Annotated in this window: 11 protein-coding genes; 2 read left to right on the plus strand and 9 right to left on the minus strand. The window is 56.1% G+C overall.

Annotation, left to right across the window (positions count from 1 at the left end):
- Positions 1 to 10 precede the first annotated feature (10 nt).
- Positions 11 to 2,632 (minus strand): DNA polymerase I, encoded by a 2,622-nt coding sequence (polA, locus tag BQ5462_RS10260; RefSeq protein ID WP_071143200.1) that lies wholly within the window; start codon positions 2,630 to 2,632, stop codon positions 11 to 13.
- A gap of 237 nt (positions 2,633 to 2,869) precedes the next feature.
- On the opposite strand from polA, the gene BQ5462_RS10265 reads away from it, so the two are divergent.
- The gene (locus tag BQ5462_RS10265; protein ID WP_071143201.1) at positions 2,870 to 4,063 is read left to right on the plus strand and encodes an aminotransferase-like domain-containing protein; all 1,194 of its coding nucleotides are present in this window, start codon (positions 2,870 to 2,872) and stop codon (positions 4,061 to 4,063) included.
- Between the two features lie 82 nt (positions 4,064 to 4,145).
- Here the strand turns inward: BQ5462_RS10265 and BQ5462_RS10270 are convergent, their stop codons facing one another.
- Entirely contained in the window at positions 4,146 to 5,675 is a 1,530-nt protein-coding gene (locus tag BQ5462_RS10270; RefSeq protein WP_071143202.1) for an alanine/glycine:cation symporter family protein, read from the minus strand.
- 166 nt (positions 5,676 to 5,841) lie between these two features.
- Here BQ5462_RS10270 and BQ5462_RS10275 point away from each other — a divergent pair, with 166 nt between their 5' ends.
- Positions 5,842 to 7,380 carry a Na+/H+ antiporter NhaC family protein gene (locus tag BQ5462_RS10275; protein WP_071143203.1) on the plus strand — a complete coding sequence of 513 codons (1,539 nt, stop codon included), beginning with the start codon at positions 5,842 to 5,844 and terminating at the stop codon, positions 7,378 to 7,380.
- Between the two features lie 119 nt (positions 7,381 to 7,499).
- Here BQ5462_RS10275 and BQ5462_RS10280 read toward each other — a convergent pair whose 3' ends face one another.
- The 7 genes from BQ5462_RS10280 to BQ5462_RS10310 all read right to left on the minus strand — a co-directional run bounded on the left by BQ5462_RS10280 (position 7,500) and on the right by BQ5462_RS10310 (position 14,221).
- Positions 7,500 to 7,934 carry a universal stress protein gene (locus BQ5462_RS10280; RefSeq protein WP_071143204.1) on the minus strand — a complete coding sequence of 145 codons (435 nt, stop codon included), beginning with the start codon at positions 7,932 to 7,934 and terminating at the stop codon, positions 7,500 to 7,502.
- 36 nt (positions 7,935 to 7,970) lie between these two features.
- Positions 7,971 to 8,408, minus strand: a complete 438-nt coding sequence (locus tag BQ5462_RS10285; protein WP_071143205.1) for a universal stress protein — start codon at positions 8,406 to 8,408, stop codon at positions 7,971 to 7,973.
- Between the two features lie 132 nt (positions 8,409 to 8,540).
- A complete protein-coding gene (locus tag BQ5462_RS10290; protein ID WP_071143206.1) occupies positions 8,541 to 8,978 on the minus strand; it encodes a universal stress protein in 438 nt (145 codons plus the stop codon).
- 27 nt (positions 8,979 to 9,005) lie between these two features.
- Positions 9,006 to 9,449 carry a universal stress protein gene (locus BQ5462_RS10295; RefSeq protein WP_071143207.1) on the minus strand — a complete coding sequence of 148 codons (444 nt, stop codon included), beginning with the start codon at positions 9,447 to 9,449 and terminating at the stop codon, positions 9,006 to 9,008.
- 67 nt (positions 9,450 to 9,516) lie between these two features.
- On the minus strand, positions 9,517 to 9,888 hold the full coding sequence (locus BQ5462_RS10300) for a hypothetical protein (protein ID WP_071143208.1): 372 nt from the start codon (positions 9,886 to 9,888) through the stop codon (positions 9,517 to 9,519).
- Positions 9,889 to 9,953: 65 nt separating this feature from the next.
- Positions 9,954 to 13,367: a zinc-ribbon domain-containing protein gene (locus tag BQ5462_RS10305; protein ID WP_071143209.1), complete on the minus strand. Its 3,414-nt coding sequence runs from the start codon at positions 13,365 to 13,367 to the stop codon at positions 9,954 to 9,956.
- A 32-nt stretch (positions 13,368 to 13,399) separates the two neighbouring features.
- On the minus strand, positions 13,400 to 14,221 hold the full coding sequence (locus BQ5462_RS10310) for a zinc-ribbon domain-containing protein (protein ID WP_071143210.1): 822 nt from the start codon (positions 14,219 to 14,221) through the stop codon (positions 13,400 to 13,402).
- Between the last annotated feature and the right edge of the window lie 28 nt (positions 14,222 to 14,249).

Consider the following 14,249-nt stretch of genomic DNA (forward strand, 5'->3'; position numbering starts at 1 on the left):
CAATCCCCTCCTATTTGGCCCTGGCCCAGTTCTCACCGGTGGCCACATCGGCCACCAGAGGCACTTCCAGGGGCACGGCCTGTTCCATGGTGGTCTTCACGATTTCCGCCACCTGGTCTTTTTCCTCTTTGGGCACTTCCAGCACCAGTTCGTCGTGGACCTGGAGCAGGACCCGGCTCTTCACGCCGGCTTCCTTCAATTTCTGGGCCACCTTCAGCATGGCGATCTTGATGATGTCCGCGGCAGTGCCCTGGATGGGCGTGTTGATGGCAGTGCGCTCGGCAAAGCTGCGCCGGTTGAAGTTCCTGGCCTTGATATCCGGCAGGTACCGGCGCCGTCCGAACAGGGTCTCCACGTAGCCAAGATCCCGGGCCTTCTGCTTTTCCCGTTCCATATAGGCCTTCACTCCGGTATACCGGGCAAAATAACTTTCGATATACTGGGCGGCTTCACTGCGGGATACGCCCAGCTGCCGGGCCAGACCGAAATCACTGATGCCGTAGATGATGCCGAAGTTTACGGTCTTGGCCTTGCTGCGCATATAGTGGGTCACCTGGTCCAGGGGCACTCCAAAGATTTCAGAAGCGGTCCGGGCGTGGACATCCTGGCCGTGGCGGAAGGAATCCAGCAGCAGCTCATCGTTGGCGATGCTGGCCATGACCCGCAGTTCCACCTGGGAATAGTCGCAGCTCATCAGAAGGTCGTAGCCCTCTCCGGGCACGAACATCTCCCGCATGCGCCTGCCCACGTCCGTCCGGGTGGGGATGTTCTGCAGGTTGGGTTCCGTACTGGACAGCCGGCCGGTGACCGTGGCCATCTGATTGAAATGGGTGTGGATGCGGCCGGTGTTGGGATTGATCAGCGGGTGGAGACCCAGCAGGTACGTGGACAGCAGCTTGGACAGCTGGCGGTAGGCGATCAGGGTCTCGATGATGGGATGCTCCCCCTGGAGGGCCTCCAGCACGGACACATCGGTGGAATAGCCGGTCTTGGTCTTTTTGATGATGGGCAGCCCCAGTTTTTCGAACAGCAGCACGCCCAGCTGTTTGGGAGAATTCAGGTTGAACTCCTCCCCGGCCTGGTCCCAGGCCTGCTGTTCCAGGGCACTGACCTTCTTCTTCATTTCGTCGGTGACTTCGTCCAGCATGGCCTGATCGATGGTAATTCCGTTGAATTCCATCTCAGCCAGGTTCTCGGTCAGGGGCAGTTCGATATTCTCATATAAATTGGTAAGTTCCCGGTCCTTCAGCTTTTCCCGAAGGACCGGCACAAGGGCCGCCGTATCCTGGGCTCCTTCTCCGCTGGCGGCAGGCAGGAATTCCTCGCCCAGGTTCGTCAGGCTGTAACTGGTGGCGCCAGGTTCGTACAGATAGCCGGCCAGAGCAGGATCGTCAGTGACGCCCCGGAGCATGCTCCCCTGCCCCAGCATATATTTGTACAGTTCCTTGGGATCAGCGATGGCCTTGGAGACGGAAGCATCGGCCAGCAGCTCCAGCAGCATGGTCTTCCCGGCCAGTTCCGGCTGGAAATGATAGTGTTTGTTTTCAAAGGCCAAGTCCACGGCATCCAGATTCAATTGGGGCAGCAGGCCACTGGTTTTATAAGCCAGGGCCACCTGGGATTTTTTCTTTCGGATGTCCTCCAGCAGCTTTTCTGCCTGGGCATTGTCCGTGATTTCCACCGTTACCCAGGTTTCTGCCGCAGTTGGGGCCCCGAACAGGGCCATGGGATCGTTGGAACCGGGGTCTTCCGTGCCTGCGGCCAGGCCCAGCACCGGAACAAAACGATCCCACAGGTTCTTGAACTGGAGTTCCTGCATCATATGGTGGCTATCGGAGGTGAGCCCGGTGAGGGGATAGGCCGACGGGGCTTTGTCGATGGGTACAGAGAGGCAGATGGTAGCCAGGTCTTTGGACAGCAGGGCCTGTTCCTTATAGGTCTTTAATTTTTCCTGGAGGGATTTGCCCTTCACTTCGTCCGCATGGTCCAGCACATTTTCCACACTTTGATAGGCTGTGAGCAGCTTCATGGCGGTTTTGGGGCCTACCCCGGGCACCCCGGGAATGTTATCACTGGTATCCCCCATGAGCCCTTTCAGATCGATGATCTGTTTCGGCACCAGGCCCTGGTACTCTTCCCCGAAGGCTTTTTCATCATAAACAGCAATGTTGGAAATCCCTTTTTTGGTGAACAGCACCTCCACATTGCCTTTGATCAGCTGGAATTCGTCCCGGTCGCCGGTGACGATTTTTACTTCCACAGCTTCAGGGGCGGCTGCGGACAGGGTCCCGATGATATCATCGGCTTCATAGTTATCCAGTTCCAGGGTGGGGATGCCCATGGTCTGGAGCAGTTCGATGGACAGGGGAAACTGTTCTTTCAGCTCCGGCGGAGTGGCTTTCCGCTGTCCTTTATATTCGGCAAATTTTTCGGTCCGGAAGCTTTTCCGGGATTTGTCGAAGGCCACCAGCATGTACCTGGGCTGGATCTCCTGGAGCAGCTTCAGCAGCATATTGCACAGGCCATACACGGCGCCGGTATTGACGCCCGCTTTGTTGGTCAGCGGCGGCAGAGCAAAAAAGGCCCGGTGGAGCAGGCTGCTGCCGTCGATCAGAAGGAATTTCTCGCTCATGATACACCATCCTTGGTTCAAGCTTGCACTTTACGATTTCAAATCCTATCTATTATACCATACTTACAAAAGCTGTGCTTTTTGTATCAAACGAAACACTTAAAAGCATATTGCATTCTGTATACCAGCTCTTCAAATTCTGAGCTTGACGATTTTCCGTAGCCGGTGATAGCATTAACGGGATGAATTTCGCCCCTGCAGAAAAGGTTTTTACAGGGACAAGAGGAGGTTTTTTTGATGGAATATAAATTTGCGGAACGGATGAGCGGCATGCAGGCTTCCGCTGTGCGGGAAATCCTGAAAGTGACCCAGCGTCCGGAAGTGATCTCTTTTGCAGGTGGGCTGCCGGCACCGGAACTGTTCCCAGTGGAGGAGATCAGCAAGGTGTGCACAGAAGTATGCGCCACTGAAGGCCGGAAGGTACTGCAATATGCCACTACAGAAGGCCGTCCCACCCTGCGGGCCAAGATTGCTGCCCGGATGAACCGCAACTATAAAACGAGCCTGACGGCGGACAATATCCTGATCACCACTGGCAGCCAGCAGAACCTGGATATGGCCGGCAAGATCTTTCTGGACAAAGGCGACGTGGTGTTGATGGAAAGCCCCACCTATCTGGCTGCCATCAACGCTTTCAAAGCTTACCAGCCTGAATTCAAGGAAGTCCCTACGGATGACAAGGGCATGATCCCGGAGGAACTGGACAAAATCCTGGCCGCTACGCCGAACGTCAAACTGATTTACGTGATTCCGGATTTCCAGAACCCCACCGGCATCTGCTGGAGTCTGGAACGGCGGAAGGCATTTATGGAAGTAGTCAGCAAATACGAAATCCCGGTACTGGAAGACAATCCCTACGGGGAACTGCGATATGAAGGGGTAACCCTGCCCAGCCTGCAGAGCCTGGATACCAAAGAACTGGTTATGGACATGGGCACGTTCTCCAAGACGTTCTGCCCGGGCCTGCGGATTGGCTGGCTGGCCGCTCCGGTGAAGCTCATGAAGGAATTCGTGAAGGTCAAACAGAGTGCTGACCTTCATACCTCCGCTTTCGATCAGGCCATCATCGACCGGTATATGGACGAATACAGTCTGGACGAACATGTACGGGAAATCAACAAACTGTACAAGCATCGTCGGGACCTGTTGCTGAACACCATGAAGGAAACCTTCACGGACGGCACCACCTGGACCCATCCGGAAGGGGGGCTGTTTCTGTGGCTGACCTTCCCGGAGGGAGTCAGCGCCCGGAAGGTGTTCGACAAGTGCATCGAAAAGAACGTGGCCGGGGTGCTGGGAGAATTCTTCTACCCCAACGCCAAAAACGACCGTCACATGCGCATCAACTACTCCAACATGCCGGATGACCGGATCATAGAAGGGGTCAGACGGATGGCCGAAGCACTGAAAGAGATTAAAGAAGGAAAATGAAGGCAGTCACTAACCGCTGGAAGCCAGCTGACGCTGGCCATGAAAAAGGAGCTGTGCAAAAGCACAACTCCTTTTTTGTATGCTATTTTTTTCTCGGCCAGCAGGGCGTTTCGATGCCCAGGATTTTCTGGCCGTCGAAAGGCTCGGTGCTTTCGCTGACAAAGTGTTCTTTTGCCTTCAGCACATATTTGAATCCCTTGTACAGCAACGGAATGTTGCAGTAGACCATGACGATATTGGCCAGGTCGGAGAAAGCCCACAGGTTGCCCAGGTCGTACCCGGCAATGTTCACCAGCACCCCGAAGGTGGCCACTGCCAGGCACAGGCACCGGACGATGACGATGACTTTGGGATCCCTGCTCAGCCGGGCAGAAGCGATTTCCGAGAAGGAGATCATGCCAATGAGGCAGGTGTAGGCAAACAGGCAGAAGCACAGGGTCAGGGCCAGGGTCACCACCAGGTTCAGGCCCGGTGTATGGGTCAGATCGGTGACGGCCATCAGGTACCTGGGCAGCTTGCCGGCCGCTTTCCAGGCAGCCGGCTGCTGCAGCCAGCTGTGGGCCATGATGATGATGAATCCGGTCATGGTGCAGATGATGTGGGTATCCAGGAACACCCCGGCAGCGGACAGCAGTCCCTGTTCACAGGGATGCCGGTCATCGGCAGAGGCGGCGGACATGGTGATGGTTCCCTGCCCGGCCTCGTTGCTCATCAGGCCCCGTTTCACACCCTGGACCAGGACGGTGCCGAACACACCGCCAAAAAAGGCATCAGGCCGGAAGGCCCCTCCGAACACCGCTTTGAAGAAGAAGGGAATGGAATCCACGTTGGCCACAATCAGCAGGATGGTGGTGGCTACATACACCACGGCCATCACCGGCACCATGGCATTGGTGATCTTCGTGACCTTCCGGATGCCCCCGAAGGACAGGATGGCGGTGCCGATCAGGACCACTGCAGCCGTACCATAGTAGAAGAAGGATTTCGTGGGGATTTCCACCCCGCCCAGCATGGAGCCGATGGCCCCGATGGAGGAGACTACGTTGAACCCCTGGGCGGGCAGACAGCCCAGGGCGTAAAAGATGTACAGCAGGGAAAGGAAGATCCCCACACCCCGGCTGCCCCGGAACAGAGCCCGGCCATAGAAGGGCAGGCCGCCTACGAATTCCCCGTTCCGTTTTTCCTTGAAGATCTGGGCCAGGGTGGCTTCCACGAAGGCTGTGGCCATACCGAAGAAACCCGAGATCCACATCCAGAACAGGGCCCCGGGCCCTCCCACAGAAATCGCACCGGTGACCCCCAGGATGTTCCCGGGTCCCACCCGCATAGCCGAACTGAGCATGAAGGCTGCCAATGGTGAAATCCCCGTTTCCGCACTGCGCCGGTTGGCCAGGATGTAAAGGGCCTGCCCCATGTGGGTCAATTGGATGAAATGGAGCCGCAGGGAAAAATAGATCCCTGAACCCACCAGAATGACAATGGCGAACGAAAAGCTTCCCAGCAGAGGGATGTTTTTGTACCATCCAAACATGGTAGGAACATCCCAGAAGAAGTCAGACAGCGGGCTTACAAATTTCAGGACGGAGTTGATCCAGGCAAACAAATTTTCCATATGTATCTCCCCTATTCGATTTGTTATGGAACCATTATAACATAGTACGGAGTTTTTTGAAGAAATTGCAGAAAAGTTGTGAATTCCACCCTAAAATATGATAAAATAATACAGATTTTTAGCCATTTATCCAACACAACTGTAGACAAACATAAAGGAGACCATCATGCAACCTGTAGACGTAGGGATCCTGTCCCTCCTTCCCCCCATCATTGCCATATCCCTGGCACTCATTACCAAAGAAGTCATTTCCTCCCTGATGCTGGGCATCCTGTCCGGCGGCCTGATCTACGCCGCAGCCAGCGGTGGCGGTCTGGTGGCCATGAGCCTGTCCGCTTTCGAAATCATGGCCAAGACCGTAGGCACCCCGGATAAGTTCAACATCATCCTGTTCCTGGCCCTCCTGGGTTCCCTGGTAGCCGTGGTGAACAAGGCCGGCGGTTCCCGGGCCTATGGCCAGTGGGCCACCCGGAAGATCCGGAACAAGCGGGCCGCCGAGCTGGCTACCAGCGTGCTGGGGATGCTGATTTTCATCGACGATTATTTCAATTGCCTCACCGTGGGGACCGTCATGAAACCGGTCACAGACAAGTACCGGGTGTCCCGGGCCAAACTGGCCTATATCATCGATACCACTGCCGCCCCGGTGTGCATCATTGCTCCCGTTTCCAGCTGGGCCGCCGCCGTCGGCTCCACCCTGTACGAAACCGGAGCCTTTCCCAACGAAATGGCCGCCTTCCTGGCCACCATCCCCTACAATATGTACGCCATCCTGAGCATCCTGATCGTACTGGTGCTTTCCTTCAGCGACCTGGAATTCGGCCCCATGGCGGACGCGGAATACAAAGCGGAGACCACCGGTGAACTGGGCTCCATCGATAAAAAATTCGAGAAAGAGGAAGCCGCCGTCACCAGCAGGGGGACGGTCTGGGACCTGCTGATCCCCATCGGTGCCCTGATCGTTTTCACCATCCTGGCCATGCTGTACACCGGTGGATACTGGGAAAAGGGCCTGACCTTCCAGGAAGCCATCGGCGCCAGCAACTCCTCGGCTTCCCTGGTGCTGGGCAGCTTCTGGGCCCTGATTGTGGCCTTTGTCCTGTTCCTGCCCCGGAAACTGCTGACCTTCAGAGAATTCATGGACAGCATCGGTACCGGCATCAACACCATGGTGCCGGCCTACATCATCCTGACCCTGGCCTGGACCATCGGCACCCTGTGCCAGAAGTACCTGGGCACCGGTCACTACATCGGCATGCTGGTGCAGACCAGCAACCTGCCCATGGAACTGCTGCCGGCCATTGTCTTCCTGGTGGCCGCCGGGCTTTCCTTCTCCATCGGTACGGCCTGGGGGACCTTCGGACTGTTCATCCCCATCGTGGTGTTCATCTGCCAGAATGCCACGCCGGAAATCATGACGGTGACCCTGTCCGCCACTCTGGCCGGGGCCGTGTTCGGGGATCACTGTTCCCCCATTTCGGATACCACCATCCTGTCTTCCTCCGGGGCCGGATGCAACCACATGCAGCACGTCAGTACCCAGATTCCCTACGCCTGCCTGGTGGCAGCCTGCTGTTTCGTCAGCTACCTGGTGGCAGGGTTCAGCGGCGGCAGCGCCCTGTTGACGGTGCTCAGCGGCATCATCCTGCTGATGGGGGCCCTGCTGGTATTGCACAAGAGAGCGCGGGCAAGATTGAGTCATTAAAAAAGTGGTGTCGCAGCTGCGGCACCACTTTTTTGGTGGTTAGTGGGTAGTGATTAGTGGTTAGTGGCCAGTGGAACAAGGAAATACAGGGAGGGCGCAAGGTTGCGTCCTCCCTGTTTTCATTTCACAATGGTCACCGGGCAATGGGCACTTTGGGATACTTTGGTGCTTACGCTGCCCAGGAAGAACCCGGCCAGCACACCCATGCCCCGGTTGCCCATGACAATCAGGTCCACATCGTCCTTTTCGGCCTCGGCGCAGATCCGTTCAGCCGGATCGATATCCACCACTTTCTTGAATTTGATCGCAGTGTAAGAGGCTTTGTCGGCCACCCGCTTGGCTTCTTCCACCGGTGTGGGTACCACCACTTCCGGCGGGACAATATTGCCATTCTTGTCCTTGTGAGGAGGTTTGATGCGGCTCAGATCATAGGGCACATCGATGTTGACCACCAGGATCTGAGAATCGAATTTGCGTCCGATTTCCATGGCGAATTCCAACGCCCGCAGGGCAATCTTCGAACCATCCACCGGTACCAGAATTTTGTTGATCATACGCTTTCCTCCTTACTTCCAGAAATCCGTTTCCTGTTATTTTACAATCAGTACAGGAACATCGGCGTATTGGGACACCTTGCTGCTGACACTGCCCAGGAAGAATTCCGCAATGCCGCTCAGGCCCCGGCTGCCGATGACGATGGCAGTGCATTTCTTTTCCTTGCACACGGCCAGCACCCGTTCAGAAGGATGGCCCACTTCCAGGTCAAAATCTTTCTTGCCCTTGAAGTCCTTCAGTTTTTCCCGTGCGGTATCCAGCACTCCATTGCCGATTTTTGTCAGTTCGTTGTTGCCCTGGTTGATGGTTGCCTGATCCAGAGGAACCACCAGCATGGCCGAATTGTTGTAGGGCTGGATCACGTTGATGACCAACAATTCACCATTGAACGCTTCTGCCAGTTCCCTGGCTTCTGCCAACGCCCGCCAGGACGTTTCAGACCCGTCCACCGGTACCAAGATTTTTTCAAACATACAATCACCTCCAGGGGATGCTTTACAGTATTCTCCTTCTTATTTCTATTATTCGCCAATGGACTGTAAAATCCTGCTAGAATTTCAAAAAAAATGAAAAGGGGAAGTGAACTGCATCACCTCCCCTTTTCGTCATTTCACCACGACCACCGGTACCTTGGCGTATTGGGACACCTTGCTGCTGACACTGCCCAGCAGGAATTCTTCCACGCCGCTCAGGCCCCGGCTGCCAATGACGATGGTATCGCACTTCTCTGCCTTGCACAGATCCAGGATCTGCTCGGCCGGGTTGCCGATTTCCTCTTTGTATTCCACTGCACCCTTGTACCCAGCCAGTTTCTCTTTGGCCATATCCAGGGTGGCGTAGCCTGCCTTCTTCATGGCGGCATTATTCTGGTCGATCAGGGTCTGGTCCAGGGACATCTGCAGCAGATTGCCTGCCCCATAGGGAACCATCACGTTGGTCACCAGCAAACTGCCCCCGTACTTTTCAGCCAGGGACTCAGCGGTTTCCAGGGCCTTCCAGGACGTTTCAGACCCATCCACCGGAACCAAGATCTTTTGGAACATATCATCACTCCCCCTTTGGAATGTACACTATTTCACAATGAACACAGGGATTTCAGCGTACTGGGACACTTTGCTGCTGACACTGCCCAGGAAGAATTCCGCAATGCCGCTCAGGCCCCGGCTTCCCATGACAATGGCATCACAGTTGTCCTTTTTGGCCTTTTTCAGGATCAGTTTGGCCGGATTGCCATCCATTTCCACATACTCGGCCTTGCCGGTGAATCCATACTCTTTGACTTTCCCTTTGGCAGCTTCCAGCACACCCATACTGGCTTTTTTCATTTCTCCCAGGTTGCTGGCCATGATTTTAGGGTCAAGGTTCATGGACATGGAACCGATGGCATCATAAGGTTCCATCACTGTCATGACCAACAGTTCTCCATCAAACTTTTCCGCCAGCACAGCAGCCGTTTTCAAGGCTTTCCAGGCTGTATTGGAGCCATCCACCGGTACTAAGATTTTCTGGAACATGATATCATCCCTCCTCCATATTCCTTTCTTTATGGAACTTATTCGCTTTCGGAGGGAAAATCCCTTTTTATTTTTTCGATTTTTTTGAATGGCGTCCCGTTTCCTGTTTCTGGTGGTGCCGGGCTGCCTTATGGGCGCTCTCCTGCCGGCCATTCTGCTTCCGGGCCAGTTCCATGGGCGTGGGCGCCGGCTCAGCGTACTTGAATCTGGCATAGAGCAGCATCCCGGCCACGGCCACAATGGGCAGGGCCCCCAGGATCGGCCGGGCCATGCCGTTACGGGTAATCACCAGGAAGTTCCACCCCACCACCGCAAGGGGCGTAATGATCCACTGGGCCACCTTGGACCCGTTGAAGAATTTCAGCGTCAGGCCATAGCACAGGATGACCACGCAGAAAGAAATAACAGAAAGCAACAGGACAAAAATGAAAAATGCCATATCACCATACCCTTTCTACTACATTCCCAGTCAGCAACACAGACTTCTTTGTCCGGTGCTGCCTCCTATTTCTTAACGATTTCATTAAAGAACTGGACAAACAGCGTCTGTTCGTCGCTGGGAGGCATATTTGCAATCTCCACATCCTGGGGCATCAGGATCACTTTGCTGTCCGTCATCCCTTTGGCAGGAATGATTTCCCCACATTCCTCCAGGGCAAAGCTCCCCGTCGGGGCAACCAGCCGGTCCGCCGTCAGCAGGAAGCCTTCTTTGGCACTGCCGAACAAGGTACAGTCACAGAGCACCAGTACATCTTCCGGCCGGATTCCGCCCCGGGTCCCATAGCTTGCCATGGCGTTCCGCAATTTTTTCTCCGGAATATGGGGCGTGCAGCGGAAATAGTACGGGGTGGAAATTTTTTCCTGGAATTCCCGGCAGAAAGCCAGGATCGCCTCCCTGTGGTCCTTCCCTGGAGGGTTTTTCCCCTGCCCTTCTGCGGGGCTGGCTTCCGGAACTCCCTGAGACTCCAGCGGATTGCCGCATTGGTCACAGAATCGTGCCCCTGGCTTGACGGGAGCCCCGCACCGGGAGCATACCCGTTTCTCCTCCGATCCTGGAACCGGCCGGGCTGCAGGTGGTTCTTCCCGCGGGGCAGAAGGCTCCGCTGCTTCCTGTTTTTCCGGATGGGGCAGCAGGACGATTTCATTGAACAGACTGCAGAAATCCTCATCTCCCAGGTCCTGGGTCTTGAAGTGAGCCAGTACCGTACCGGAAGCAGCTTCCACCAAGGCGTTGTTCTCGTACTCCACCGGTCCCATCTGATCCAGAGAGATCCGGATTCCCCGGGAGCTGACCAGCTGTCCGTTGCGGGTGATCAGGAATCCCTGTTCGCCCTTCCCCCACAGGACAGAATGGGTGGAATCGCAGAGGAGCACCACCTGGTCCCGCTGGACGCCGCCGCTGCTCCCATAGGCCTGCATGGCATTGTCCAGGGGACCGGAAAGCCGATTTCCCACATAATAAAAAGGAAATTCTTCCTGGTCCTGTTCGACTTTTTCCGTCAGGCAGGCCACCCGATCTGCCAGAGGCACCCGGGCTTTCCGATCATTCCATTCTTCCTGGACAGCATCCGGCTGCCGGGACGCCCGGATGGCCTTCCGATAACAATCCAGAGCCTTCCCCAAATCGTATGTTTCCTTTTGCGGATCCACCCGGAGCCGAGCCGCCTGGAGCCGTGCGTCCTGGCTGTCCAGCGCCATGGATTCCTCGTAAAAGGCCAGGGCTTCCTGATCCCGGCCCTGCTGCTCCCTTTCTTTGCCAAGGGCCAGCGCCAGGTCCCTGACTTTTTCCATGGCCCCATCCTGTTCCTGTGCCTGGGCCTTCCGGTAATATTCCAGAGCCAGCATTCTGTCTTGGAAGGCCTGATTCCCAGTTCCATTCCCGGCTTTTTCTTCTGCCTGCTGTCCCAGGGAAAAGGCCAGTTCCCCCAGATTCTTCCTGGCATCTTCACAACCGTATTCCACGGCTTTCTCATACCATTCCAGGGCTTTTCCAGCATCTTTTTCCGCGCCTTCTCCCTGGCTGACCATCCATCCCAGACGGAGACAGGCTGTTCCGTCTTTTTCTTCTGCCAGCTTTCGGTACCAGGCGATGGCTTCGGTATAGTTCTCGCTGATTTCCAGATCCCTGACCGCTTCCGCCGCCAGTTTCAGGAAGACCCGGCTCTGTTCCGGCCTGACTGCCTTCAGCATCTGGTACACCTGCCAGGCGGCTTCCTTTTTTCCCAGCACGGCAGCTTCCACAAAAGCCCATTCCGCCGCTGCTTCCTGCTTCTGTTCCTGATGGAGCAGGCCGGCCTGATAGGCGGCTTCCCCGCTTCCCCATTCCCGGGCAGCCGTAAAAGCCGCCAGGGCTTTCTCTTTTTCCCCGGCCTCCAAGGCTTTTTGGGCTGCCTGCAGTTTTTCTGTCTGTTCCTTTTCTGCCCAATCCCCGGCTTCCCCGGCAAAATCCACCAGATGGAAATGGACGTCCTGGCCGGCCCAATCGGTCTTTTCCGGCTGTTCCAGCTCCAGGACTGCACAGCTCTTTTCCATGCCCCAGAAATTGATGTGTTCCGCCCAGGAAGGAATCCAGTAATGATCCGGGGTCCCCATCAGTGCGATATCCACCCTTCCGTCCTGGTTTTGATCGAAATCTCCCGGGTCTTCACGGAGGAGGATCAGCGTAGCTTCCAGCATGCCGGGACCATAGACGGGATACACATGCAGAGGAAGATTTTGGGGCATCCAATCCGGGACCTTGAACTTTTTCACGATTTCCCGGTTGTCGATATATTCGTCCCGGATCCGGCGGGCCAGAGACAGTTCATACCCCTCTGCCGCCGCCATCTGGAACACATCCCTGGCTGCTTCCGGATCCAGGAGGATCATCTGTTCATAGACAGGCAGCGAATTCCCTGTGATTTCCAGACAACGGCAGAAGCCCTCCATCATCTCTTCCTGGGTGATTTTTCCCCCTGCGAACCGTTCCAGCAGATTTTTCCGCCGGCTGTCCGCCTTGTGGGTATCAAAGTGGGTGGCCGGGACACTGCCCTTTTCCACCAGCATTCTGTGGACCAGGGCGAACAGGTCATACCGGCAGATCCCGCTGATGAAATCCCAGGCCATCTCCGGATAATCCCACTGGCTGATCCGTTCCTTGATGAACCGCTGGAGTCGGGCAGAATACGAATTGCCGGTGAGGGTCCGTCCCAGAGAGCTGAGTGCGTCCTGGGCCGTATTGAGCATCTGGGCTTTGATGGCTCCCTTGATAGCCCCGGTGATCCCGAAGCCCCCGCCCTGCCAGTTGGCTTTATTGGCCTGAGCTTCCACCGCCAGCTCCTGCTGGTATGCCTGGATGGCTTCCTGGTCCTCCTGCATGGCATGGACCAGATCCGTTTTTCCCATGGTCTCTACCAGCTTGTCACGGAGATCGTCTTTGGTGACATAATCAATGCCATATTCCAGGAGCAGATCCACGGCTTTTTCAAAAAACGGATCACAGGCCGCCATACAGTACTGCAGCACCCGGGAAGAAAACTCCACCGGATTGTCCACTTCATGTTCCTTCAGGTGGTTGCTCAGTTCCTCCTGGGCCCGATCGGCCGCCCGCAGCCCTTCCCGGTTAAAAGGCGCCCACAGCTGGTTGTACAGCGCCGTGGCCCGGGGGAGTTCCACCTGGTACGTCCCCAGCACCGTGAAATGGCTGCCGGGCACTTCCTGGTCTGCCGCCGGCAGGGCATTTTCTGCAGCTGCAGGCGCTTCCTCCGGAACTGCAGGTTCCACGGGAACAGCGCTTTGCGAAGCAGCAGGAGCCGATGGCTCCGGGCTTTCCGGGGCGGCCGCGCCCTCCGGTCCCAAGCCTTCCGGGATCTTCGCTCCGCAGTTATAACAGAATTTGGCGTTATCCGGCAGTTTGGTGCCGCAGTTCATACAAAACATGGAATCACCCTTTCCTTTTCTGGACAGGAAACTTACAGCGTGATATTGTGGGCGTTGGCATTTTCGTGGAGGGCCTGCATTTCCGTCAGGACCAGATTGGCCAGGTCCACATGGCGCTGTTCCTTGAGAACATCCTGGTAATGGGAAGGTCGTGCGCCCCGTCCCGTATTCAGCATCCCCGGGACCACCCGGCCCTCTCCGTCGAAAGAATACTGGGCATAGATGGGGATCACATGGCTGGTCCCATCCCAGTACCCTTCTTTTTCATCCTCTCCGGGCTTCTCGTTGAGGACCCGCATCTGGAAGGTCACAGGCGGCCGGCTACCGGTACGGTTATCGATGAAGCGGTACAGCTGGGAGGTGGCTTCCACAAACGCCTTCTGGTGATTTTTTTCATCGATGACCAGAAGACGGCGTCCCTTACCCCCGATCAGGCTCAGGCTGCCCTGGGAATCATGGCCATAGGAGGTGGCCATCACTTTCCCTGAAAGACCTTCCTGATCCATGATCTTCTGGACGGCAGCAATGGGATCTTTGGTGTCCTGGATATCCGCCGGCTTTTCCTTCTTTTCCTGATTCGCTTCCTGGGCCGCTATGGCTGCAGCTTGGGAAGCCTCCCGAGATTTCTGCTGCTGAAGATAAAAAGCGCCTCCTCCCAGGAGAATCAGTACGATGAGTCCGCCTGCCAGGATCCTGTTCCTTGCACCAGAAGGAGATTTCCCTCCGGCCGGTGCAGAGGTCCGCCCCCCCGCTGCCGTTTTGCTCTTTATTTTCTCAACCTCTTTCCCACAGGAAGGGCAGAACCGATTCCCCGGCTCCAAGGCCTTCCCGCAATGAGGACAAAATTTGACCATCTTTTCCAACCTCCCATCATCGATTCCT

The organism is Acidaminococcus timonensis (genome assembly GCF_900106585.1).
GTDB classification, from domain to species: Bacteria; Bacillota; Negativicutes; order Acidaminococcales; family Acidaminococcaceae; genus Acidaminococcus; species Acidaminococcus timonensis.

What these genes read in the sequence shown, in the direction of transcription:
- polA (WP_071143200.1), bottom strand. Translation starts at nt 2,632, where the DNA reads ATGAGCGAGAAATTCCTTCTGATCGACGGCAGCAGCCTGCTCCACCGG.
- BQ5462_RS10265 (WP_071143201.1), top strand. Translation starts at nt 2,870, where the DNA reads ATGGAATATAAATTTGCGGAACGGATGAGCGGCATGCAGGCTTCCGCT.
- BQ5462_RS10270 (WP_071143202.1), bottom strand. Translation starts at nt 5,675, where the DNA reads ATGGAAAATTTGTTTGCCTGGATCAACTCCGTCCTGAAATTTGTAAGC.
- BQ5462_RS10275 (WP_071143203.1), top strand. Translation starts at nt 5,842, where the DNA reads ATGCAACCTGTAGACGTAGGGATCCTGTCCCTCCTTCCCCCCATCATT.
- BQ5462_RS10280 (WP_071143204.1), bottom strand. Translation starts at nt 7,934, where the DNA reads ATGATCAACAAAATTCTGGTACCGGTGGATGGTTCGAAGATTGCCCTG.
- BQ5462_RS10285 (WP_071143205.1), bottom strand. Translation starts at nt 8,408, where the DNA reads ATGTTTGAAAAAATCTTGGTACCGGTGGACGGGTCTGAAACGTCCTGG.
- BQ5462_RS10290 (WP_071143206.1), bottom strand. Translation starts at nt 8,978, where the DNA reads ATGTTCCAAAAGATCTTGGTTCCGGTGGATGGGTCTGAAACGTCCTGG.
- BQ5462_RS10295 (WP_071143207.1), bottom strand. Translation starts at nt 9,449, where the DNA reads ATGTTCCAGAAAATCTTAGTACCGGTGGATGGCTCCAATACAGCCTGG.
- BQ5462_RS10300 (WP_071143208.1), bottom strand. Translation starts at nt 9,888, where the DNA reads ATGGCATTTTTCATTTTTGTCCTGTTGCTTTCTGTTATTTCTTTCTGC.
- BQ5462_RS10305 (WP_071143209.1), bottom strand. Translation starts at nt 13,367, where the DNA reads ATGTTTTGTATGAACTGCGGCACCAAACTGCCGGATAACGCCAAATTC.
- BQ5462_RS10310 (WP_071143210.1), bottom strand. Translation starts at nt 14,221, where the DNA reads ATGGTCAAATTTTGTCCTCATTGCGGGAAGGCCTTGGAGCCGGGGAAT.